Raw genomic sequence first — 20,750 nt, 5'->3', positions numbered from 1 at the left:
CACGACGGCGTTGACGAGCGGCGCCGGTCACGAAGGCCGTCGCACCCGGCATACGGACCGGAAAGCGGGGTACGCGGCGCAGCGGACCGGGCGGTCGGCGCCCGTACCGACGAGAGGAGTGGCACTGTGCTGATGGCCCACCCCGTGGTGTTGAGCAATCTGATCGAGCAGTACGAGACGCTCAGGGTGCTGCACGCCGAGAACGGCAGTGCGGAGGTACGGCAGCGGATGGACGACCTCGCGTACACCCTCTGCGTCTCCACCGGCACGCGCGACGTGGACACGGCACTGATCGCCGCCCGTCACCAGCTTCCCGGCGCCCGTCCCGAGGACGACTCGGTCCTGATGGCGTGATGGCGTGACGCTCACGGCGCTCACGGCCGCACCGCGAAGGGGCGGCTCCGGATTTCCGGAGCCGCCCCTTCGCGGTGTCGCGGCCGGTCGTGGCCGCTTCGGTCATGCCGCTTCGGCGCGTGGCGTCGCGGCGCGTGGCGTCACGGGGTCAGATACGGCCTCCGGTGAGCCGGGAGATCGGGCCGCGGCACCGCAGCCCGGCCCGGCGTCCCAGGGCGTACGCGCCGGTGAGCGCGGCCGCGGCGCTGACGGCCGCGCCTCCGCTGACCGCCTTGCGGGCCCGTACGGCGTTCCACACCATGTCGCCGGTGCCGCGGACGGCGTGGACGGCCGCGAGGGTCTTCTCCGCGAGGGGCGCGGGAAGGGCGGTCAGGGTTCCGGTGCTCTCCTGGCCCGTCTCCTCCACGGCGCGGACGGTCTTCTTCGCCGTGGCGGAGGCGGCGCGCCCGTTGCTGCGGCGGGACGGGGTCTCGTTGCTCTTCTCCGATGCAGTCATGTGCTTCGTCTGACCGGCCCTCGCCGGAACAAACCCGGCTTCAGAGGAGTTTGCCGAGCGGCCCCAGGTCGATGTTCAGATCCTCCGGCTCCAGGCCGAAGCGCTCGCGCAGCAGCCCCATCCGGTCCTCCAGGAGCATGAGGGTCAGACCGATCCGCTCCTCCTGCTCCTCGCTGAGATCACCCGCCTCGACCCGGCGCAGGGCCTGTCGTTCCATGAGCTGCCGCAGCAGCTCGACCACGGTCAGGACCAGGCAGGCCAGGTCGCGTTCGACGGTGTCGGGGTCCAGCTCCACGCGTCGCGGTCGTCGTTCCGTCACGGCGCCTCCTGCCACGGGGAGGGCACGGCGTCGCCGACGGAGCTGATGAGCGCCTTCAGATCGACGCGTACGAGGTCGACGTCGGCGATCCGCAGGGTGAGGTCGCCGGCCAGCACCACACCGCCGGCGAGGAGCCGGTCCAGCAGGTCGACCAGCGCGATCTCCCGCTGGTCGGTCATCGGTCCCGCCCTTCCTCGGCATCGGACGGGGTCCGCGCGAAGGAGTAGGGCACCCAGGGGCCCGTGATCTCCAGGCGCAGCCCGGGGTGCGTGTCCTCGACCGGGGGCACGGCGGCGAGGAACCGCTGCTCCTCCTCGTCGCGGACGAGGTACGCGGCGTTGAGGACGTTGCGGCCGGGGGCGCCGGACAGCCGTGCCTGCTGGGGCGGGTGGAGGACCGTGTCCACGGCCGCGCGGGAGAGCACCTCGTGCACCTGGTGTGCGGTGCGGGCCGCCGTGTCGCCGGCGTCCCGGCGGGCCCGCTGCTCCCCCAGGCGGCGCCGCAGATAGTCGCGCCCGGAGTCGGCACGGGCCGTGCCGTTCGCGCCGCCGGGCACGCCGACGGCCGGCGCGCGCTGGGCGGCGGCCGACTCGTCGACGTACAGCTTCACGCCCCACTCGTGGACGCCCGTCAGCCGGGCGAGGGCCTCGGACAGGCCGCGCTCCCCCTCTTCGAGCAGTCTGCGGACGCCGGACTCGCCCCGGCAGACGGTCGCGAGCCGCAGCGGAACGGTGGTGACCCGACGGCCCGCCGCGGCCACCACGCCGTGGTGGGCGCGGGCGACCTCGGCGAGCCAGTCCAGGTCCTCCAGCCGTTCCCGTAGCGGCGCCTCGTCGAAGTCGGCCGCCGGGACCGCTTCGACGACGGCGGTCAGGCCCCGGTGCTCGACGGTCGTGAGCCCGGTGCCCAGCGTCTCGCCGGACGCGGGGCCGGGGGGCGGTCCGTCTTCTCCGAAGGGGGCCCGGACGACGGCGTACACGTACAGCAGCGGTTCGTCGTTCATGTCTCCTGCCTCGCCTCCAGTTCGGCGATCCGTCGGCGCAGCTCCTCGTTCTCGCGGCCGAGCTCGCCCCGCCGGGCCTTGGAGGACAGGGCGGGGTCCTGCTCCCACCAGTCGATGCCCATCTCCTTGGCCCGGTCGACCGATGCCACGACGAGTCGCAGCTTGATGGTGAGGAGTTCGATGTCGAGGAGGTTGATACGGATGTCGCCGGCGATCACCACGCCCTTGTCGAGGACGCGCTCCAGGATGTCGGCGAGGTTGGCCGATTGTTCGTCGTACGGGCGGGGCGGCCCCGACGCCATCGTCATGCCCGTTCCTCCTTCCGTGCGGGGTGGTCGTGGTCGTGGTCCGGGGCGCGGGCGCGCCCACGACCGCGGTCACGATCACGACCGGGGCCGTGACCGCGACCGCGGCCAGTGGGCAGCCGCGCGGTGAGGCGCCGCAGGCGCCGGGTGCCGGCGGCCCGGGCGGCATCGAGGGCTCCCCGGGCGCGTCCCGCGCGCCGGGCGCAGGCGAGGGTCAGCGACGCGAGGCCGCCGGGACCGCCGGTGAGACCCCGGAGCCGGGCGGAGGACCGGCCCGCGACCCGGGCGACGCCGACGAGGAGTCGTTCGGTGCGGGTCATGCGCCTCCCTCCGCCCAGGGGCCGGCCGCCCGGCCCGGGTGCTCCCGCGCGCGATCCCGGCGGGACGTCGCCGTCCACCGGCGGTGCGCCGCGCTCATGGGGTCCTCCTCGCGTCCGGGCGGGCGTCGAGGCGGGCCAGGAGTGCGTCCTCGCGCCGGTCGAACTCCTCCTCGTCGATCTCCCCGGCCTCGAAGGCCGCCACGAGGGCCGCGAGTTCGCGGTGGACGACGGCCGGGTCGTAGTACTCCCGCTCCGCCACGTCTACGACCTGCCGCAGCACCCAGGCGGTGCCGCGCACCGGCGCGGCCGGCAGCAGGAGGATCTCCTTGAGCAGTCCCATGGAGTCAGTCCGTCTCGACGAAGCTGTACGGGGGCAGGGGGCCCGTCACCTGCTCCTGGAGGTGCGTGTGCTCCTGGTGGAGGGCGCGGACGGCGTCCAGGAACTCCTGGCGCCGTTCGCGTTCCACCAGGAACGACAGGTTGGCCAGCCGGCCGGTGCCCTCCGGCCCGTGCACCACCGCCGCCGCGTACGGGGCGAGGGTCCGCTCGACGAGGGCCGCGTCGGTCCTCTCGCGCTCGGCGACGGCGCGCGCCACGAGCTCGCCGAACGCGAGCTTGTCCTCGTGACTGCCGCCGCCCGCCGCGCGGTTGGCTGTGTGACGGGCCATCAGGTCGGCGTCGTCGGCGAGTACGGCCTGGAGCACGCCCTCCTCGTCGTGGTGGACCTTCACGTTGAACTCGTCCTTGCCGTCGAGCGCCTTCAACCGCTCCATGTAGCGGTCGTGGTGCTCGGCCAGGACGGCGGCGACCGTCTCGTCGTCGGGCGAGACCCCGCCGAACCGCAGGGGCAGCACGGGGCCGTCCTTGCCGGCCCGGATCACGACGTGCTGGTGCGCGAGCAGGTCACGGCGCTTCGGCTTCAGCTCGGCGGGCGCGTCGCTGCACAGCGCCACCAGGTCGCCGCTGCGCACGCTGCGGACCGGCCTCGGCGGGTCGCCGATGCCCTCGATGTCCTCGGGAAGCGTCCGGTCGGCGGGCGCGATGACGTAGACGTACGTGCTCATTCCTTCTCCTCCCCGCGGGTCGAGCCGCGCCGGCGCGAGCTGCCGCCGCTGTCACCGCCACTGCCGCTCTTCTCCTCGACCGCCTCGTCGCGTGCCTGGTGGAAGGCGTCGGAGATGGTCTGGGCGGCCCCGCTCAGGGCGCCCTTGGTCTTGGAGCGGGCACCGGACTCGGTGGCCTCGCCGACCAGTTCGGGCAGGCCGGGGTTCTTGCGCGGTCCGGCCTCCAGGTCGAGCCGGTTGCACGCCTCGGCGAACCGCAGATAGGTGTCGACGCTGGCCACGACGACCCGTATGTCGATCTTCAGGATCTCGATGCCGACCAGGGAGACGCGGACGAACGCGTCGATCACCAGGCCACGGTCGAGGACCAGTTCCAGTACGTCGTAGAGACCGCTGGAGCCGCCGCCGGAGGAGGCGGCCGGAACGGTCTGCGTGGGAACAACGGTCATGATGCTCGTTCTCCCTCTCTCGGGGGTGGGTCGGGGAGCGCGGCGCTCAGCGGCGGTCCGCACGCCCCCGCTCGTACCGGTGGGTGCGCCGGTGGCCGACGAGGTACCCGTCGGGGTCGACGTCGACCTCGTAGGACGCGAGCAGACTCATCGTGTCCGGGACGCGCCGCAGTTCGAGGACCTCCACGGTGAGGCGCCAGCCGCCGTCCTCGTTCCGCGCGCAGGCGCTCACGGTCTCGGCCGGCTGGTTCAGCAGCTCCGAGAGCTGCTCCCTCGCCGTCCGGCTCACCTCGGCGACCGGCGGCGGGCGCCGGGGCTCGGCGTCGGCCGCCTTGCCCTGCGACCGGCTGTTCGATGACTGGGCCACGATGCGCTCCTTTCTCGTGTCGGGGGGTGCTTTTCGGGCGAACGTTCCCGATCCGCCTGCCCGGCGCGCGCCACTCCACGCCCGCCCGGTCCCGGATTCCCGATCCCGGGTTCCCGGCCCGGATCCTCGGGCCCGGCTTCCGGTCCGGCCGCGGTTCCCCTCCCCGTACGTACGGGTGACGGGTAGCGGCGGCGGTCGCGGGAAGCCGCGCCATGTCCGCCCGATCAGGGGAACGGTTCACAGCGCGTCGCACCGGGGGGCCCGCGGGCCCGCCCGTACCGTGTGCGAAGTGGAGGCACTGACATGACAGCTCAGCCCGGCACCTACGAGTCGTACTGGATGGAGAGCGCACCGGGGACCGCGTATCCCGGCCCGACCGGTGACCTGGAGGTCGACGTCGCCGTCGTCGGCGCGGGTGTCGCCGGCATCTGCGTCGCCTGGGAGCTGGCCCGCCGGGGGCGGCGCGTCGCGCTCCTGGAAGCGGACCGCGTCGCGGCGGGTGTGACCGGATACACCACCGCGAAGCTCTCGGTCCAGCACGGCCTGGTCTACGCACGGCTGCGCGCGTCGCTCGGCGCCGAGGGCGCCCGGCTGTACGCGCGCTCCCAGCAGGAGGCCGTCGACCATGTGGGCCGGGTGGCGGCGGAGCTCGGGATCGACTGCGAGCTGGAGTCCGCGCCGAGCCATTTCTACACGGAACGGCCGGACGGCGTGGACGAGCTGCGGGAGGAGGCCGACGCGGCGCGCGAGGCGGGCCTGACGGCCTCCTTCGTCGAGGACACGGAGCTGCCGTTCCCGGTCGCCGGCGCGGTACGGGTGGAGGGGCAGGCACAGTTCCATCCGCGGAAGTACCTGCTCGCCCTGGTCGCCGACCTCGTCGAGCGGGGCGGCATCGTCCGCGAACGCACGCGGGTCGTCTCGCTGGACGAGGGCGAGCCCTGCCGGCTCACCACCGAGCAGGGCGCCGAGATCGTCGCCCGGGATGTCGTCGTGGCCACGCACTACCCCGTCTTCGACCGGGCGCTGCTGTTCTCCCGGCTCGAACCCCGCCGGGAACTCGTCGTCGCGGCGGACCTGCCCGCCGGCCGCGCCCCCGCCGGGACGTATCTGACGCACGAGCGGAACACCCGTTCCGTGCGCACCGCCCCGTACGGCGAGGGGCGGCGGCTGCTCATCGTCACCGGCGAGAGCTTCACTCCGGGCGACGGCGACGTGAGCGCGCGCTACGAGCGGCTCGCCGCCTGGACCTCGGAGCACTTCCCCGAGGCGCGCATCACGCACCGGTGGGCGGCCCAGGACAACTCGACCACGGACAAGGTGCCGTTCGTCGGGCGCTTCCACCCGGGCTCGCGGCATGTCCACGTGGCGACCGGTTTCGGCGGCTGGGGCATGAGCAACGGTGTCATGGCCGGCCGTCTGCTCGCGGCGCACATCGCGGGCGAGGAGCTGCCGTGGTCCGCGCTGTACGACCCGCGGCGCCTCCACATGCGTGAGGCGACCTCCCTGCTCAAGCTCCAGGGCTCGGTGCTCAAGCACTTCGTCGGGGACCGGCTCGCCTCCTCCCACGTGGACGACGTCGAGCAGATCCCGCCGGGGACGGGGGCCGTCGTACGGGTCGGCGGGCGGCGCTGCGCGGTCTACCGGGACGAGCAGGGGACGCCCCACTCCGTCTCGGCGCGCTGCACGCACCTGGGGTGCCTGGTGCACTTCAACGACGCCGAGCGGGCCTGGGAATGCCCCTGCCACGGCTCGCGGTTCGCCCCCGACGGCAGCGTGCTCCAGGGGCCCGCCGTCCGCCCGCTCGAACCCCGCCCCCTCCCCGAGTCCTCCTGACGGGGCCGGGCGACCGAGGGCCCCGGCCCCCGCCGGCCGGGCGCCGGGGGCCGGTTCCGAAATTTTTTCTCCCGGAGGCGAATCCTTTCCGAACCCGCCCGCCTCTTATGTGCGTACCGGCCGAACGGGCCGGCGGAACCGGGAGGAAACAGCAATGGTCACTGCCCTCGTCGTCGTGGGAGTCCTGCTCGTGGGCGCGTGTAGCTGGCACCTGATGCGGCGCTACAACAAGAGCCGCGGCTGAGCGGCGCCTGCGCGCGGGGCGCCTTCCCGGTATGAGTAGCACATGAACCCACGTTTCCCCTGGCCTGACGAGCGCCTGATCAAGGCCGCTCAGGACGGCGACGTCACGTCGCTCACCACCGTCGTCATGGAATCGCAGCCTCATGTGCGCAAGTTCGCCATATCGCTGTGCGCCTCGCCGCAGGACGCGGAGGACGCGGCGCAGGAGGCGCTGATCATCCTGTACCGGAAGATCGGCACCTTGCGGGCGACCGGCGCGCTCGCCTCGTGGATGTTCCGGATCGTGCGCAACGAGTGCCTCCGGCAGGTCCGGCTGCTCGTCTCGCGGAACGACGAGACGACGGCCGGGCCGGAGGCGTCCGCCGAACCGTCCGCCGAGGACGCGGTGCTGCACAGGCTGGAGGTGGAGCGGATCGCGGCCGCGGTCAGCGCCCTGCCCCGGGAGCAGCGACAGGTGCTCGTCATGCGGGACGTCCAGGGGCTGCCGGGCCGGACCGTCGCCCACGCGCTCGGCCTGAGCAACGCCGCGATGAAGTCGCGGCTGCACCGCGCGCGGGCCGCCCTGCGGGACGCGCTGGCGGTCCCCGACCAGACGCCCGACCGAGCCATCGACCCACCAGCCGGAGGAGACCCACGACCGTGAACATCGTGAAGCCCGCCCCAAGCACGAAAGACCTCATCACCGCGCCGTCCACGGCGCCCACGTCGGCGCCGGCCCAGGCGCCGGCCCAAGCACCGTCCCCGGCGCCCCGCTCCGCGTCGGCCCCGGCCTCGGCGCCGAACTTCGCCAGCAAGTCGGTCCCGCGCCATCTGGCGCGCGGCGCCATCGGTTTCGGGCTGATCATCGGCTCGATCGCCATGGTGCCGGTGGCCGGCCCCGCCACCCTGCTGGCGGCGCCGCTGGCCCTGATCGCCTTCCGGGGCTGCCCCACCTGCTGGATGGTCGGCCTGGTGCAGACCATCTCGCGCGGCCGTCTGGAGCGGCAGTGCGTGGACGGCGTCTGCACGCTCACCAAGGCGGACACGGCGGCCTGAATCGCGATCCGCGGCGCGGCCCGGTCCCCGCGGCGGCGAGCGCCGCGGGGAGCGGGCCGTTTCCGCGGCATTGACAGGACGGCGACGCGGACCGTCGACACTACTCCCCGGTTACCCGGAATATTCATTTCCGCATAGCAACTCCGTGCCGTGGCCATTGGTTTACGGAGCGCCGACTCGATGCTAGGGTCCGAATCGAATCAGGCTGGACCGCCGAGTCGGTCGCGCCGTTGGTTGTGCTTCACGGGGGGAGCAAGAAAACCATGATCCGCCATGCCCGGATTCAGGCAGCAGAATCGCCGTCAGGGCAGCCTGAGCAGAGAACCGATCGGCTCGACGACCGGAGCGGCCCGAGCGGCCCGAAAAACCTCATCGACCCGGACGACCGGACCGTGGCCGTCGTCGGACTTTCCTGTCGCTTTCCCGGTGGGGAGAGCGTCGCCGAATTCTGGGACCTCCTCAGCAACGGCCGTGACGCCATAGCCGAACCGCCCGCGGATCGCGCCCACCTCGCCTCCTTAGCCGATGGCTCTCCGCGCCCCGGCGGTTTTCTTCCCCGGGTCGACACCTTCGATGCCGAGTTCTTCGGAATCTCTCCGCGCGAAGCCGCCGCGACGGACCCGCAGCAGCGGCTCGTCCTGGAGCTGGCCTGGGAGGCGCTGGAGGACGCCGGCATCGTCCCGGCCACCCTCGCCGGCACCGCCACCGGCGTCTTCGTCGGCGCGATCGCCGACGACTACGCGGCCCTCACCCACGCCGCCGGCCCCGCCGCCACCTCCGCGCACACCGTGACCGGCCTGCACCGCGGCATCATCGCCAACCGGGTCTCCTACGCCTTGGGCCTGCGCGGCCCCAGCATGGTGGTCGACACCGCGCAGTCGTCGTCGCTGGTCGCGGTGCACCTCGCCTGCGAGAGCCTCCGCCGCGACGAGTCCGTCGTGGCCCTGGCGGGCGGTGTCAACCTCAACCTCGCGCCCGAGAGCACCCACGCCCTGGCGGCCTTCGGCAGCCTCTCCCCCGACAGCCGGTGCTTCGCGCTCGACGCCCGCGCGAACGGCTACGTCCGGGGCGAGGGCGGCGGTGTGGTGGCGCTCAAGCTCCTCAGCCGGGCCCTGGCCGACGGCGACCGCATCCACTGCGTCCTGCACGGCGGGGCCGTCGGCAGCGACGGCGCGAGCGAGACCCTTCCCACTCCCGACGGAAAAGCCCAGGAACGCGTCATACGCCAAGCCTGGGAAAACGCGCGAATACCGGTGAAACAAGCGCAGTATGTCGAGATCCACGGTTCGGGAACCAGGCTCGGCGACCCCATAGAAGCCTCGGCCGTGGGCGCCGTGTTCGCCTCCTCGCGCACCGATGAGAATCCCCTCGGTCTCGGCACGGTCAAGACCAACATAGGCCACCTCGAAGGCGCCGCCGGAATTGCCGGGCTCATCAAGACGATTCTCTGCATCAAAGAGCGGAAACTCGTCCCGACCCTGAACTACCGCACCCCCAATCCCCAGATTCCTTTCCACGATCTGCGGATCGCCGCCGTCACCGAAACCCAGCCATGGCCGAATCCCGACGGCCCGCTGATGGCCGGCGTGACATCCGTGGGAATGGGCGGTACGAACTGTCATATGGTGCTCGGCGAGTGGACGGGAAACACCACCGCCGGGGCCGCGGAGCCGGCCGGGGAAAATGCGGAACGCCCCGTGGAATCCGGCCCGTCCGACGCCGTCGCCTGGGTGGTGTCGGGGCGCGGGGAGAAGGCGCTGCGCGCCCAGGCCGCCCGGCTGCGCGAGAACCTGGCCACCCACCCGGACCTCGATGCCGCCGACGTCGCCCGGGCCCTCGCGCACGACCGCACCGCCTTCAGCCACCGGGCCGTCATCGTCGGCGCCGACCGCGACGACCTCCTGACCGCCCTGGACGCGATCGCCGAGGGCCGGGTCGCCCGGACCGCGGTCGAGGGCAGCAGCCACCAGGCCGTCCGCAAGGCCGTGTTCGTCTTCCCCGGCCAGGGCTCGCAGTGGGCCGGCATGGCCGCGGAACTCCTCGACAGCGCCCCCGTCTTCGCCCGGGTCGTCGAGGACTGCGAGCGCGCCCTGCGCCCGTACCGCGACTGGTCGCTGACCGACGTGCTGCGCGGCCGCTCCGGCGCGCCCGCCCTCGACCGCGACGACGTCGTGCAGCCCGCCCTCTGGGCCGTGATGGTCGGCCTCGCCGCCCTGTGGCGGGCGGCGGGCGTCGAACCGGCCGCCGTCGTCGGCCACTCGCAGGGCGAGATCGCCGCCGCGACGGTCTCCGGCGCCCTCACCCTCGACGACGCGGCCCGGCTGATCGCCGTACGCAGCGCCGCCCTCGGCACGCTCGCCGGGCGCGGCGGCGGCATGCTCACCGTGTCGCTGCCCGCCGACCGGGTGCGCGCGGACCTCGCCGCCTTCCCACGACTGAGCGTGGCCGCCGTCAACTCCCCCGGCATGACGGTGGTGGCCGGTGACGGCGCCGACCTGGACGCGCTCGCCGCCCGGTACGGCGCGGACGTCCGCACCCGCCGCGTCCCGGTCGCCTACGCCTCCCACAGCCCGCACGTCGACGCCGTACGGGACACGCTGCCGGCGGAGCTCGCCGGGATCACGCCGCGCGCCGGAAGCGTGCCGCTGCACTCCACGGTGACGGCGACGGCGCTGGACGGCTCCGAGCTCGACGTCGACTACTGGTACCGCAACCTGCGGGAACCGGTGCGGTTCGAGCCGGCCGTACGGGCGCTGCTCGACGCGGGACACGAGCTGTTCATCGAGATGAGCCCGCACCCCGTGCTCGCCCTCGCCGTGCAGCAGACCGCCGAGGCCGCGGACCTGCCGGTCGCCGCCCTGGGCACGCTGCGCCGCGACGAGGGCGGCCGGCAGCGGCTGCTGCTGGCGTTCGGCGAGGCGTTCTGCCACGGCGCGGAGGTGGACTGGTCCGCCGTCCTGCCGGCCGGCACCGGCCGCCGCGTCGCACTGCCGACGTACGCCTTCCAGCGCCGCCGCCACTGGATCACCGCACAGCCCGAGGCCGTACCGTCACCCGCCCTGCCGCCGCATGTCGCCCCGACGGAGGCGGTGTCGGCCGCGCAGACCGCGGTTCTTCCGGAGCCGGAAGGGGACGGCCTCGGGCTCGGTGTCGACCCCGGCCTCGGGCCGAGCCGGTCGCTGAGCGGCCCGGCCGCCCTGGAGCTCGTGCGGGCGCACACCGCCGCCGTGCTCGGCTACGACTCCGCCGCCGAGATCGAGCCCCGGCGGACGTTCAAGGAGCTGGGCATCGACTCGGCCATGGTCGTCATGCTGCGCAACCGGCTCGTCGCCGCCACCGGGCGCAAGCTGCCCACCACGGTCGTCTACGACCACCCGAGCCCCGCCGCGCTGGCCGCGCTGCTCGCCGACACACAGCAGGACGCGACGGCCCCCGAGGCCCGCGCCGAGCAGGACGACCCCGTCGTGATCGTCGGCATGGGATGCCGCTTCCCGGGCGGGGTGGACTCGCCCGAGGCGCTGTGGCGCGTGGTCGCCGAGCAGCGGGACGTGATCTCCGGTTTCCCCGCCGACCGTGGCTGGGACCTCGACGGCCTCTACCACCCCGACCCGGCCCATGTGGGCACCACTTATGTACGCAACGGTGGATTCCTCGACGGGGCAGCCGAGTTCGACGCCGAGCTGTTCGGGATCTCACCGCGCGAGGCGCTGGCGATGGACCCGCAGCAGCGCGCCTTCCTGGAAGTGTGCTGGGAGGCCCTGGAGCGGGCGGGCATCGCGCCCGATTCCCTGAGGGGCAGCCAGACCGGGGTGTTCGCCGGAATCATGGCCCAGGAGTACGGGCCGCGGCTGGGCGAGGCGGGCGCGGGCGCCGCCGGATTCGGCCTGACCGGCACGACGACGAGCGTGGCCTCGGGTCGCGTCGCCTACACGCTCGGGTTGCAGGGACCGGCCCTGACCGTGGACACCGCGTGCTCGTCGTCCCTGGTAGCCCTGCATCTGGCGGTGCGGGCTCTGCGGTCCGGTGAATGCTCACTGGCCTTGGCCGGTGGCGTCACCATCATGTCGACACCCGGCATCTTCGTGGAGTTCTCGCGTCAGCGCGGGCTCGCGGAGGACGGACGCTGCAAGTCCTTCTCGGCGGACGCCGACGGCACCGCCTGGGCCGAAGGCGTGGGCGTCCTCGTCGTGGAACGGCTCTCCGACGCACGACGCCTCGGACACCAGGTCCTCGCCGTGGTCGCCGGCACCGCCGTCAACCAGGACGGCGCGTCCAACGGACTGACCGCACCCAGCGGACCGGCCCAGGAGCGGGTCATCCGCGCCGCCGTCGAAGACGCCGGCGTGTCGTTCGCCGGAGTCGACGCCGTCGAGGCACATGGCACCGGCACCGTGCTGGGTGACCCGATCGAGGCACAGGCACTGCTCGCCACCTACGGCAGGGAACGCGGCGACCGACCGCTGCTGCTCGGGTCGCTCAAATCCAACCTCGGGCACGCCCAAGCGGCCGCCGGGGTCGGTGGCGTCATCAAAATGGTCATGGCCCTGCGCAACGGGGAACTGCCCGCCACCCTCAACGTCACCAAGCCCAGCGAGCTCGTGGACTGGGCATCGGGAGGCGTCGAGATCCTGACCGAGCCACGCCCCTGGCCGGCCGGCGACGACCGCGTCCGCCGGGCAGGAGTCTCCTCCTTCGGCATCAGCGGCACCAACGCCCACGTCATCCTCGCCGAGGCACCGGCCGGTCCGGCAGCCCAGGATGCCACGCCGTCCGGCGACGGTTCCACGCCCGTGTGGGTGCTGTCCGGCCGTACGGAACCGGCGCTTCGCGCCCAGGCCACCGCGCTCCTCGGCGCGCTGGACGCCCTCGGCCCCGAGGTGTCCGACCGTGAGCTCGGTCGTGCCCTGGCCACCACCCGGGCCGCGCTCGACCATCGCGCGGCCGTCGTCGCCGAGGACCGCGCGGAGGCCGTGGCGGCGCTGACCGCGCTCGGCCACGGGGAACCGCACGCCGCGCTCACCGTCGGCACGGCACGCCCGGACGACGGGCTCGCCTACCTCTTCACCGGGCAGGGCAGCCAACGCGTCGGCATGGGGCGTGAGTTGTACGCGTCCGAGCCCGTCTTCTCCGCCGCTCTGGACGCGGTGTGCCGGGAGCTCGACGCCTGTCGCGCCTCCGTGCCCGGCTCGCCGCCGATCCGCGAGGTGATGTTCCACGACGCCGAGGCGCTCGACCGGACCGAGAACACCCAGAGTGCCCTCTTCGCCCTCCAGGTCGCGCTGTTCCGGCTGCTCGAACACCGTGGACTGGCTCCGGACGCCGTACTGGGCCATTCCATCGGCGAGTTCGCCGCCGCCCATGTCGCCGGGATCCTGAGCCTGCCGGACGCCTGCGCCCTGGTCACGGCGCGCGGCCGGCTCATGCAGGCCCTGCCGCCCGGCGGCGCGATGATGGCCGTCCAGGCATCACAGGACGAGGTCCGCGCGCTGCTGGAAGGACGCGAGCACGAGCTGAGCATCGCCGCCGTCAACGGCCCCCTGGCCGTCGTCGTCTCCGGTGACGTCGAGGCCGTCGAAGAGGTCGCCGCCGTGTTCGCCGCCGACGGCCGCAAGACCCGCCGGCTGGTCGTCAGTCACGCCTTCCACTCCCACCGCATGGACGGGATGCTGGACGCGTTCGCCGCCGTGACCGAGGGCATCCGGTACGCGGAGCCGCGTATCACCATGGTGTCCACCGTCACCGGCCGCCCGGTCGAGGTCACCGCCGACTACTGGGTCCGGCAGGTGCGCCGCGAGGTGCGGATGTCCGACGGTCTGACCGCGCTCCACGAGCTCGGGATCCGGACCTTCCTCGAACTGGGCCCCGACGGTGTGCTGTCGGCCCTGGGACAGGACTGTCTGGACGACGACGCGTCGGTCTTCGTGCCCGTCCTGCGCCGTGGCCGGTCCGAGCGACGCTCCCTGTCCGCCGCGCTCGGCGCCCTCCACGTCCGCGGCCGCGGCCCGGACTGGACCGCCGTGTTCGGCCCCGGGCGGAGGCCCGGCCTGCCCACGTACGCCTTCCAGCGGGAGCGCTACTGGCTGACCGCGCGCGGTACGGAGGGGGCGGCCGGCCACCCGCTGCTCGGCCCCGCCGTCGAGCTCGCCGAATCCGGTCAGGTCGTGCTGACCGCCCGGCTCGGCCGCCGTACCCACCCCTGGCTCGCCGACCACGCCGTCCTCGGCTCGGTGCTGCTGCCCGGCACCGCCTTCCTCGAACTCGCCGCCCACGCCGGCGCGCAGACCGGCACGCCCCGGGTCGCCGAACTCACGCTGCTCGCTCCGCTGGTGATCCCGGCGGACGGCCGCACCGAGGTGCAGGTCGTCGTGGCCGCCCCGGGCGACGACGGTCAGCGGGCACTGACCGTGCACGCGCGCACCGAGACGCCGGACGGGGCCGCCGAGCCGTGGACCCTGCACGCCACCGGCGCCCTCGCCCCGCACGACGGAGCGACCCCCACCTCCACCTCCACCTCCACCGCGGGCCGTCTCGGCGCCGACGCCGAACCCCTGGCCGTCGAGGGCTGCTACGACGAGCTGGCCGCCGCGGGCTACGCATACGGCCCGGTCTTCCAGGGCCTGCGCGCGGCGTGGCGGCAGGGCGCGGACCTGCTCGCCGAGGTCGCCCTGCCGTCGTCCGTCACCGACGCGGCCTCCTACGGGCTGCACCCGGCGCTGCTCGACGCGGCCCTGCACCCGATCGTGCTGGCCGCGCTGGGCGACGGCGACCGGCGTCTGCTGCCCTTCTCCTGGCGCGGCGTGACCGTCCACCAGCCCGGCGCCCGCGCCGCGCGGGTCCTCCTCGCCGCCACCGGACCGGACGCGGTGTCGCTGACCCTCCTGGACGAGTCCCGGGCGGTGATCGCCGAGGTCGAGGAGCTGGTCCTGCGCCCGGTGAGCGACGACGCGGCCGTGCCTCGGTCGCTGCACCGCCTGGACTGGAAGCCGGCCCTGGGTACGGGCCCGGACACGGGTGCGGACACGCGTACGGGCGCGGACACGGGTGCGGGCGCGGACACGGGTGCGGGTACGGACACGCGTACGGGCACGGGCACGGGCGCGGGCCCGGGCGCGGAGACGAGCATGCCCGCGGTCGCCACCCTCGGCTCCGCCGACCTGGGCGTGGGCCCGCGGTACGACGATCTCGCGGACCTGGGCCGCGCTCTCGACGCGGGGCTTCCCGCTCCCGCCGCGGTCCTGGCACCGCTCGCGGACCTCGGGCGGAGCGGGGCTCCTGGAGAGCTCGGGAGCCTCGGGGACGGCCCGGCGACGGGCGACGGCCGGCCGGCCGTGCACCGGGCGCTCGCGCTGCTCCAGGAGTGGCTGGCCGACGACCGGCTCGCCGACTCACGGCTGGTGCTCGTCACCCGTGCGGCGGTGGCCACGGCACCGGACGCCGACGTGGATCCCGACGGCGCGGCCGTATGGGGTCTGGCCCGCTCGGCGCAGACCGAGAACCCGGGCCGGGTGGGGCTCCTCGACGTGGAGTCGGCCACCGACTGCCGTACCGCACTGCCGCTGGTCGGCGACGAGCCGCAACTCGCCGTCCGCGAGGCGGGGTTGCTCGTGCCGAGGCTCGTCCGGGCGACGGCGGACGGCACGCTGGTGCCCCCGGCCGGAGCATCGGCCTGGCGACTCGCCGTACGCGACCGCGGAACGCTGGACCACCTGGCGCTCGAACCCTGCCCTGAGGCCCTCGCCCCGCTGGGCGACGGCGAGATACGCGTCGCCGTCCGCGCCGCGGGCGTCAACTTCCGCGACGTCCTGAACACCCTCGGCCTGTACCCGGGCGATCCCGGCCTGCTGGGCCTCGAAGGGGCCGGTGTGGTCACCGAGGTCGGGCCGGGCGTCACCGGTCTCGCCGTCGGCGACCGGGTCATGGGCCTGTTCTCCGGGGCGTTCGGCCCGGTGGCGGTCACCGACCACCGGCGGGTCGCCGTGATGCCCGCGGACTGGACATACGCCCAGGCCGCGTCCGCGCCCATCGTGTTCCTCACCGCCTACCACGCCCTGGTCGACCTCGCCGGCCTGACCGCCGGCGAGCGCGTCCTGATCCACGCGGCGGCGGGCGGTGTCGGCATGGCCGCCGTCCAGTTGGCGCGGCATCTCGGCGCCGAGGTCTACGGCACGGCGGGCCCCGGCAAATGGGAGGCGCTGGGCGCCCTCGGTCTGGGCGGAGCGCACCTGGCGTCGTCCCGCACGCTGGACTTCGAGACCGCGTTCGGCGCGGCCACCGGAGACCGCGGCATGGACGTCGTCCTGAACTCCCTCGCCGGTGAGTTCGTGGACGCCTCCCTGCGGCTGCTGCCGCGCGGCGGCCGCTTCGTGGAGATGGGCAAGACCGATCTCCGGGACCCGGCGCTGGTCGCGGCCGACCACCCCGGTGTGGACTACCGCTTCTTCGACCTGCTCCAGGAGCCGACCGAGCGGATCGCCGAGATGCTCACGGCCGTCCTGCGGTTGCTGTCGTCGGGGGCGCTCAGCCCGCTGCCGCTGCGCACGTGGGACGTCCGCCGGGCACCGGAGGCGTTCCGGTACGTCAGCCAGGCCCGGCACGTCGGGAAGGTCGTCCTCACGCTGCCTCCCGCCCTCGACCCGGACGGCACGGTCCTGGTCACCGGGGCCACCGGCGCCCTCGGCGGACTGGTCGCACGCCATCTGGTGAGCGAGCACGGCGCCCGGCGGCTGCTGCTCGTCAGCCGGCGCGGTGCCGACGCGCCCGGTGCCGCCGAACTGGCCGCCGAGCTGGACGCGTTGGGGGCGAGGGTCACGCTGGCCGCGTGTGACACCGCCGACCGCGACGCGCTCGCGGAGCTGCTGACCGGGGTACGGCTCACCGCCGTCGTGCACGCCGCGGGTGTGCTCGACGACGGTGTGATCACCGCGCTCACCCCCGAGCGCCTCGACACGGTGCTCGCCGCGAAGGCCACGGCCGCCCGGAACCTGCACGAACTGACGGCCAATCAGGACCTCGCCGCCTTCGTCCTCTTCTCCTCCGTCATGGGTGTCATCGGCGGCGCCGGCCAGGGCAACTACGCCGCGGCCAACGCCTACCTGGACGCCCTGGCCCAGCACCGCAGGGCGCGGCACCTGCCGGGGCTCTCGCTGGCCTGGGGGATGTGGGCGGACACCGCCGGGCGGCCGGGGGCCGCCGGAATGGCGGGCGCGCTGTCCGAAGCGGACCGGGTGCGCATCGCCAGGACCGGCCTCGCCCCCATCGACCGGGCCGAGGGCCTGGCCCTGCTCGACGCCGCGCTGCGCCGGGACACCGCCGTGCTCGTGCCCGCACCCATCGACCGGGCCGCACTGGGCGCGCTCGGTTCCCAGCTTCCCGCCGTTCTACGGGATCTGGCCCCGGCCGCACCGCGACCGGCCCAGGACCCGGCCACCGCCACCGCCACCGCCGCCGCTTCGACGACCGAGACTCTGCGCGACCGGCTCGCCGTGCTGAGCCCGGCCGAGCGGGAGGAACTGCTGCTGGACCTCGTCCGGGTGCAGACCGCCGCCGTGCTCGGTCGGTCGTCGGCGGCCGGCCTTCCCGCCGACCGGTCCTTCAAGGACCTGGGCTGCGACTCGCTCACGCTCGTGGAACTGCGTAACAGGCTGCAGACCAGCGCCGGTCTGCGACTGCCTGCCACCTTCCTCTTCAACTACCCGACCCCGCAGGCGGTCGTGGCCCACCTGAACACCGAACTGGCCCCGGCGGAAGCGGAGTCCGTCGACTCCGCCGACTCCGCCGACTCGGCCGACGCGAGGACCTCATCCGCCCTGGTCGAACTCGACCGGCTGGAAGCGACCCTCGCCGGGCTGCCGGGGGACACTCAGGACGAACTCAGGGTCGAGATCGTCCAAAGGCTCCAGGCACTCGTGGCCCGGGTACCGGCTCAGCGGACCCGGTCCGACATCGGCGACGGCGCCGGCAGCGGGGACGCGGGCCGTGACGGTGGTAGCGACGGTGCCGACGACGATCTGAGCGCACGGGTCCAGTCGGCCTCGGTCGACGAACTCCTCGCCTTCATCGACGCCGAACTCTGAGCCACGGGCCCGCGCCGCCGGACCTCCCTTCCCTCCTTCCGCCCACTCTCCTCAACTCATCTGCTCACAGGTCACAGCTCACAGCTCACAGCTCAGCCGGTGCACTGCGCGCGGCCCCTGGGGGACGTCCTTCGGGTACGTCCCCCGGGCAGCCGCGCCCGGGCCGCGCCCGCGCACGACTTCACGACGCCTTCGGGGGGCATCTCCACCATGACGACAACGGACAACGACAAACTCGTCGACTACCTCAAGCGACTCACCGTCGACCTCCACCAGTCCCGTCAGCGGGTCCGTGAGCTGGAGGCGGGCGAACGGGAGGCGGGCAACGACGATCCGATCGTGATCGTCGGCATCGGCTGCCGCTTCCCGGGCGGGGTGGACTCGCCCGAGGCACTGTGGCGCGTGGTCGCCGAGCAGCGGGACGTGATCTCGGGCTTCCCGGCCGATCGTGGCTGGGACCTCGACGGCCTCTACCACCCCGACCCGGACCACTCCGGCACGACGTATGTCCGCAACGGCGGATTCCTCCACGAAGCGGCCGAGTTCGATCCCGCCTTCTTCGGGATCTCGCCGCGCGAGGCCCTGGCGATGGACCCGCAGCAGCGTCTGCTCCTCGAAGTGTCCTGGGAGGCCCTGGAGCGAGCCGGCATCACGCCGAAATCCCTGCACGGGACGTCGACGGGCGTCTTCCTGGGTGCGATCGCCCAGGAGTACGGTCCGCGGCTGGGCGAGGCGGACGCGGGCGCCGCCGGGTTCGGCCTGACCGGCACGACGACGAGCGTGGCCTCGGGTCGCGTCGCCTACACGCTCGGGTTGCAGGGACCGGCCCTGACCGTGGACACCGCGTGCTCGTCGTCCCTGGTCGCCCTGCATCTGGCGGTGCGGGCTCTGCGATCCGGTGAATGCTCCCTCGCCCTGGCCGGTGGCGTCACCATCATGTCGACACCCGGCATCTTCGTGGAGTTCTCGCGCCAGCGCGGACTCGCAGAAGACGGACGCTGCAAGTCCTTCTCGGCGGACGCCGACGGCACCGCCTGGGCCGAGGGCGTGGGCGTCCTCGTCGTGGAACGGCTCTCCGACGCACGACGCCTCGGACACCAGGTCCTCGCCGTGGTCGCCGGCACGGCGGTCAACCAGGACGGCGCGTCCAACGGGCTCACCGCACCCAGCGGGCCCGCTCAGGAGCGGGTCATCCGCGCCGCCGTCGAAGACGCGGGGGTGTCGTTCTCGGGGGTCGACGCCGTCGAGGCCCACGGTACGGGGACGGTCCTGGGCGACCCGATCGAGGCGCAGGCCCTGCTCGCCACCTACGGCAGCGAGCGCGATGGCCGGCCGCTGCTGCTCGGCTCGCTGAAGTCCAACCTCGGGCACGCGCAGGCGGCCGCCGGTGTCGGCGGCGTCATCAAGATGGTCATGGCGCTGCGCAACGGCGAACTTCCCGCCACGCTCAACGTCACCAAGCCCAGCGAGCTCGTGGACTGGGCATCGGGGGGCGTCGAGATTCTGACCGAGCCGCGCCCCTGGCCCTCCGGCGACGACCGCGTCCGCCGGGCCGGAGTCTCCTCCTTCGGCATCAGCGGCACCAACGCCCACGTCATCCTGGCGGAAGCCCCCATCGAGCCGTCGGTCGAGGACGCCACGGCGCCCGACGACGCCGGCCGCCTGGACGGCAGCACCCTGCCGTGGGTGGTGTCGGCGCGTTCCGCCGGTGCGCTGGCCGAGGCTGCGGGCCAGTTGGCGGCGTATGTACGGGAGCGGCCCGAGCTCCGCCCGGCCGATGTGGCGTACTCCCTGGCCACCGGCCGGTCCGCCTTCGAGTCGAGGGCCGTCGTGCCCGGTACCGACGGGCGCGACGGGCTGCTCGCCGGCCTGGACGCGCTGGCCTCCGGCGAGGCCGAGGGCCGGCATGGGGTGTCCTCTTCCCGTGCGGTGTTCGTGTTCCCGGGGCAGGGTTCCCAGTGGGCCGGCATGGCCACCGAACTCCTCGACACCTCCCCCGAGTTCGCCCGCGTCATCGCCGAATGCGAGACCGCCCTCGCCCCCTACGTCGACTGGTCCCTCACCGCCGTACTCCGCGGCGGGAACGACGCACCTGGATTCGACCGCGTCGACGTCGTCCAGCCCGCGTCCTGGGCCATGATGCTCGGCCTCGCCGCACTCTGGCAGACCAGCGGCATCACACCCACCGCCGTCGTCGGACACTCCCAAGGAGAAATCGCCGCAGCCGTCGTCGCAGGCGGCCTCAGCCTCGAAGACGGAGCCCGCGTCGTCGCCCTCCGCTCCCGCGCACTCCGCGTCCTGTCCGGAGGCGGCGGAATGGCCTGGCTCAGCCTCCCCGAAGCTGAGGCGGAGGAACTTCTCACTTCCTGGCCGGGGAAGATCTCCGTCGCCGCCGTCAACGGCCCCTCCTCCACCGTCGTCGCCGGCCACCCCCACGCCCTCGACGAACTCCTCACCCACTGCGAAACCAACGGCATATGGGCCCGACGCATCCCCGTCGACTACGCCTCCCACTCCCCCCACGTCGACGAAATCCGCGACACCCTCGCCCACGACCTGCGCGACATCACCCCGCGCCCCGGCCGCATCGCCTTCCACTCCACCGTCACCGGCGAAGCCCTCGACACCACCCAACTCGACGCCGACTACTGGTTCCGCAACCTCCGCAGCAAAGTCCGCCTCGCCGACACCATCACCCAACTCGCCACCCCCGACACCCTCTTCATCGAAGTCAGCGCCCACCCCGTCCTCGCCACCGGCATCACGGAGACGCTGGAGTCGCTCGACAGCACCGGCGCCGTCGTCCCCACCCTCCACCGCAACGCCGGCAGCCTCCACCACTTCATCGAATCCACCGCACACGCCTGGACCCACGGCACCACCCCCCAC

General features: G+C 73.6%; 16 protein-coding genes. 6 read left to right on the top strand and 10 right to left on the bottom strand.

The window, feature by feature from the left end; all coding sequences use genetic code 11:
* Positions 1–126: 126 nt before the first annotated feature.
* Positions 127–354: a DUF5133 domain-containing protein gene (locus tag ABZ135_RS30695; protein ID WP_356700250.1), complete on the top strand. Its 228-nt coding sequence runs from the start codon at positions 127–129 to the stop codon at positions 352–354.
* 148 nt (positions 355–502) lie between these two features.
* On the opposite strand, the gene ABZ135_RS30690 is transcribed toward ABZ135_RS30695, so the two are convergent.
* The 10 genes from ABZ135_RS30690 to ABZ135_RS30645 form a co-directional block, all read right to left on the bottom strand.
* Positions 503–850 carry a hypothetical protein gene (locus ABZ135_RS30690; RefSeq protein WP_356700248.1) on the bottom strand — a complete coding sequence of 116 codons (348 nt, stop codon included), beginning with the start codon at positions 848–850 and terminating at the stop codon, positions 503–505.
* Positions 851–890: 40 nt separating this feature from the next.
* Positions 891–1,169 carry a gas vesicle protein K gene (locus ABZ135_RS30685; protein ID WP_356700246.1) on the bottom strand — a complete coding sequence of 93 codons (279 nt, stop codon included), beginning with the start codon at positions 1,167–1,169 and terminating at the stop codon, positions 891–893.
* Entirely contained in the window at positions 1,166–1,348 is a 183-nt protein-coding gene (locus ABZ135_RS30680; RefSeq protein ID WP_356700244.1) for a gas vesicle protein, read from the bottom strand. Before ABZ135_RS30680 ends, ABZ135_RS30685 begins: the two co-directional genes overlap by 4 nt.
* Positions 1,345–2,172: a GvpL/GvpF family gas vesicle protein gene (locus ABZ135_RS30675; protein ID WP_356700242.1), complete on the bottom strand. Its 828-nt coding sequence runs from the start codon at positions 2,170–2,172 to the stop codon at positions 1,345–1,347. Before ABZ135_RS30675 ends, ABZ135_RS30680 begins: the two co-directional genes overlap by 4 nt.
* The gene (locus ABZ135_RS30670; RefSeq protein WP_356700241.1) at positions 2,169–2,480 is read right to left on the bottom strand and encodes a gas vesicle protein; all 312 of its coding nucleotides are present in this window, start codon (positions 2,478–2,480) and stop codon (positions 2,169–2,171) included. Before ABZ135_RS30670 ends, ABZ135_RS30675 begins: the two co-directional genes overlap by 4 nt.
* A complete protein-coding gene (locus ABZ135_RS30665; protein WP_356700239.1) occupies positions 2,477–2,797 on the bottom strand; it encodes a hypothetical protein in 321 nt (106 codons plus the stop codon). Before ABZ135_RS30665 ends, ABZ135_RS30670 begins: the two co-directional genes overlap by 4 nt.
* Positions 2,798–2,891: 94 nt before the next feature.
* On the bottom strand, positions 2,892–3,137 hold the full coding sequence (locus ABZ135_RS30660) for a gas vesicle protein GvpG (RefSeq protein WP_356700237.1): 246 nt from the start codon (positions 3,135–3,137) through the stop codon (positions 2,892–2,894).
* Positions 3,138–3,141: 4 nt separating this feature from the next.
* Positions 3,142–3,861 (bottom strand): GvpL/GvpF family gas vesicle protein, encoded by a 720-nt coding sequence (locus ABZ135_RS30655; protein WP_356700235.1) that lies wholly within the window; start codon positions 3,859–3,861, stop codon positions 3,142–3,144.
* Entirely contained in the window at positions 3,858–4,310 is a 453-nt protein-coding gene (locus ABZ135_RS30650; protein ID WP_356700233.1) for a gas vesicle structural protein GvpA, read from the bottom strand. The genes ABZ135_RS30655 and ABZ135_RS30650 overlap by 4 nt, the downstream gene beginning before the upstream one ends.
* Before the next feature lie 46 nt (positions 4,311–4,356).
* Positions 4,357–4,677 (bottom strand): gas vesicle protein, encoded by a 321-nt coding sequence (locus ABZ135_RS30645; RefSeq protein ID WP_356700231.1) that lies wholly within the window; start codon positions 4,675–4,677, stop codon positions 4,357–4,359.
* Positions 4,678–4,980: 303 nt separating this feature from the next.
* Between ABZ135_RS30645 and ABZ135_RS30640 the strand changes: the two genes are divergently transcribed.
* The 5 genes from ABZ135_RS30640 to ABZ135_RS30620 all read left to right on the top strand — a co-directional run.
* A complete protein-coding gene (locus ABZ135_RS30640; protein ID WP_356700229.1) occupies positions 4,981–6,510 on the top strand; it encodes an FAD-dependent oxidoreductase in 1,530 nt (509 codons plus the stop codon).
* A gap of 286 nt (positions 6,511–6,796) precedes the next feature.
* On the top strand, positions 6,797–7,396 hold the full coding sequence (locus tag ABZ135_RS30635) for an RNA polymerase sigma factor (protein ID WP_356700228.1): 600 nt from the start codon (positions 6,797–6,799) through the stop codon (positions 7,394–7,396).
* Positions 7,397–7,563: 167 nt separating this feature from the next.
* Positions 7,564–7,788, top strand: a complete 225-nt coding sequence (locus tag ABZ135_RS30630; RefSeq protein ID WP_356700313.1) for a hypothetical protein — start codon at positions 7,564–7,566, stop codon at positions 7,786–7,788.
* A 392-nt stretch (positions 7,789–8,180) separates the two neighbouring features.
* A complete protein-coding gene (locus tag ABZ135_RS30625) occupies positions 8,181–17,861 on the top strand; it encodes an SDR family NAD(P)-dependent oxidoreductase (RefSeq protein WP_356700226.1) in 9,681 nt (3,226 codons plus the stop codon).
* A 210-nt stretch (positions 17,862–18,071) separates the two neighbouring features.
* A partial coding sequence (locus ABZ135_RS30620) for a type I polyketide synthase (RefSeq protein ID WP_356700224.1) occupies positions 18,072–20,750 on the top strand: 2,679 nt, incomplete at its 3' end.

It is taken from the genome of Streptomyces sp. NPDC006339 (genome assembly GCF_040612775.1).
Lineage (GTDB): Bacteria > Actinomycetota > Actinomycetes > Streptomycetales > Streptomycetaceae > Streptomyces.
The sequence above is the reverse complement of the archived record's forward strand: the minus strand, read 5'-3'. Positions and strand labels throughout refer to the sequence as shown.

Coding starts and splice junctions, on each gene's coding strand:
- ABZ135_RS30690 (WP_356700248.1), bottom strand. CDS start 850: ATGACTGCATCGGAGAAGAGCAACGAGACCCCGTCCCGCCGCAGCAAC.
- ABZ135_RS30680 (WP_356700244.1), bottom strand. CDS start 1,348: ATGACCGACCAGCGGGAGATCGCGCTGGTCGACCTGCTGGACCGGCTC.
- ABZ135_RS30675 (WP_356700242.1), bottom strand. CDS start 2,172: ATGAACGACGAACCGCTGCTGTACGTGTACGCCGTCGTCCGGGCCCCC.
- ABZ135_RS30670 (WP_356700241.1), bottom strand. CDS start 2,480: ATGACGATGGCGTCGGGGCCGCCCCGCCCGTACGACGAACAATCGGCC.
- ABZ135_RS30665 (WP_356700239.1), bottom strand. CDS start 2,797: ATGACCCGCACCGAACGACTCCTCGTCGGCGTCGCCCGGGTCGCGGGC.
- ABZ135_RS30660 (WP_356700237.1), bottom strand. CDS start 3,137: ATGGGACTGCTCAAGGAGATCCTCCTGCTGCCGGCCGCGCCGGTGCGC.
- ABZ135_RS30655 (WP_356700235.1), bottom strand. CDS start 3,861: ATGAGCACGTACGTCTACGTCATCGCGCCCGCCGACCGGACGCTTCCC.
- ABZ135_RS30650 (WP_356700233.1), bottom strand. CDS start 4,310: ATGACCGTTGTTCCCACGCAGACCGTTCCGGCCGCCTCCTCCGGCGGC.
- ABZ135_RS30640 (WP_356700229.1), top strand. CDS start 4,981: ATGACAGCTCAGCCCGGCACCTACGAGTCGTACTGGATGGAGAGCGCA.
- ABZ135_RS30635 (WP_356700228.1), top strand. CDS start 6,797: ATGAACCCACGTTTCCCCTGGCCTGACGAGCGCCTGATCAAGGCCGCT.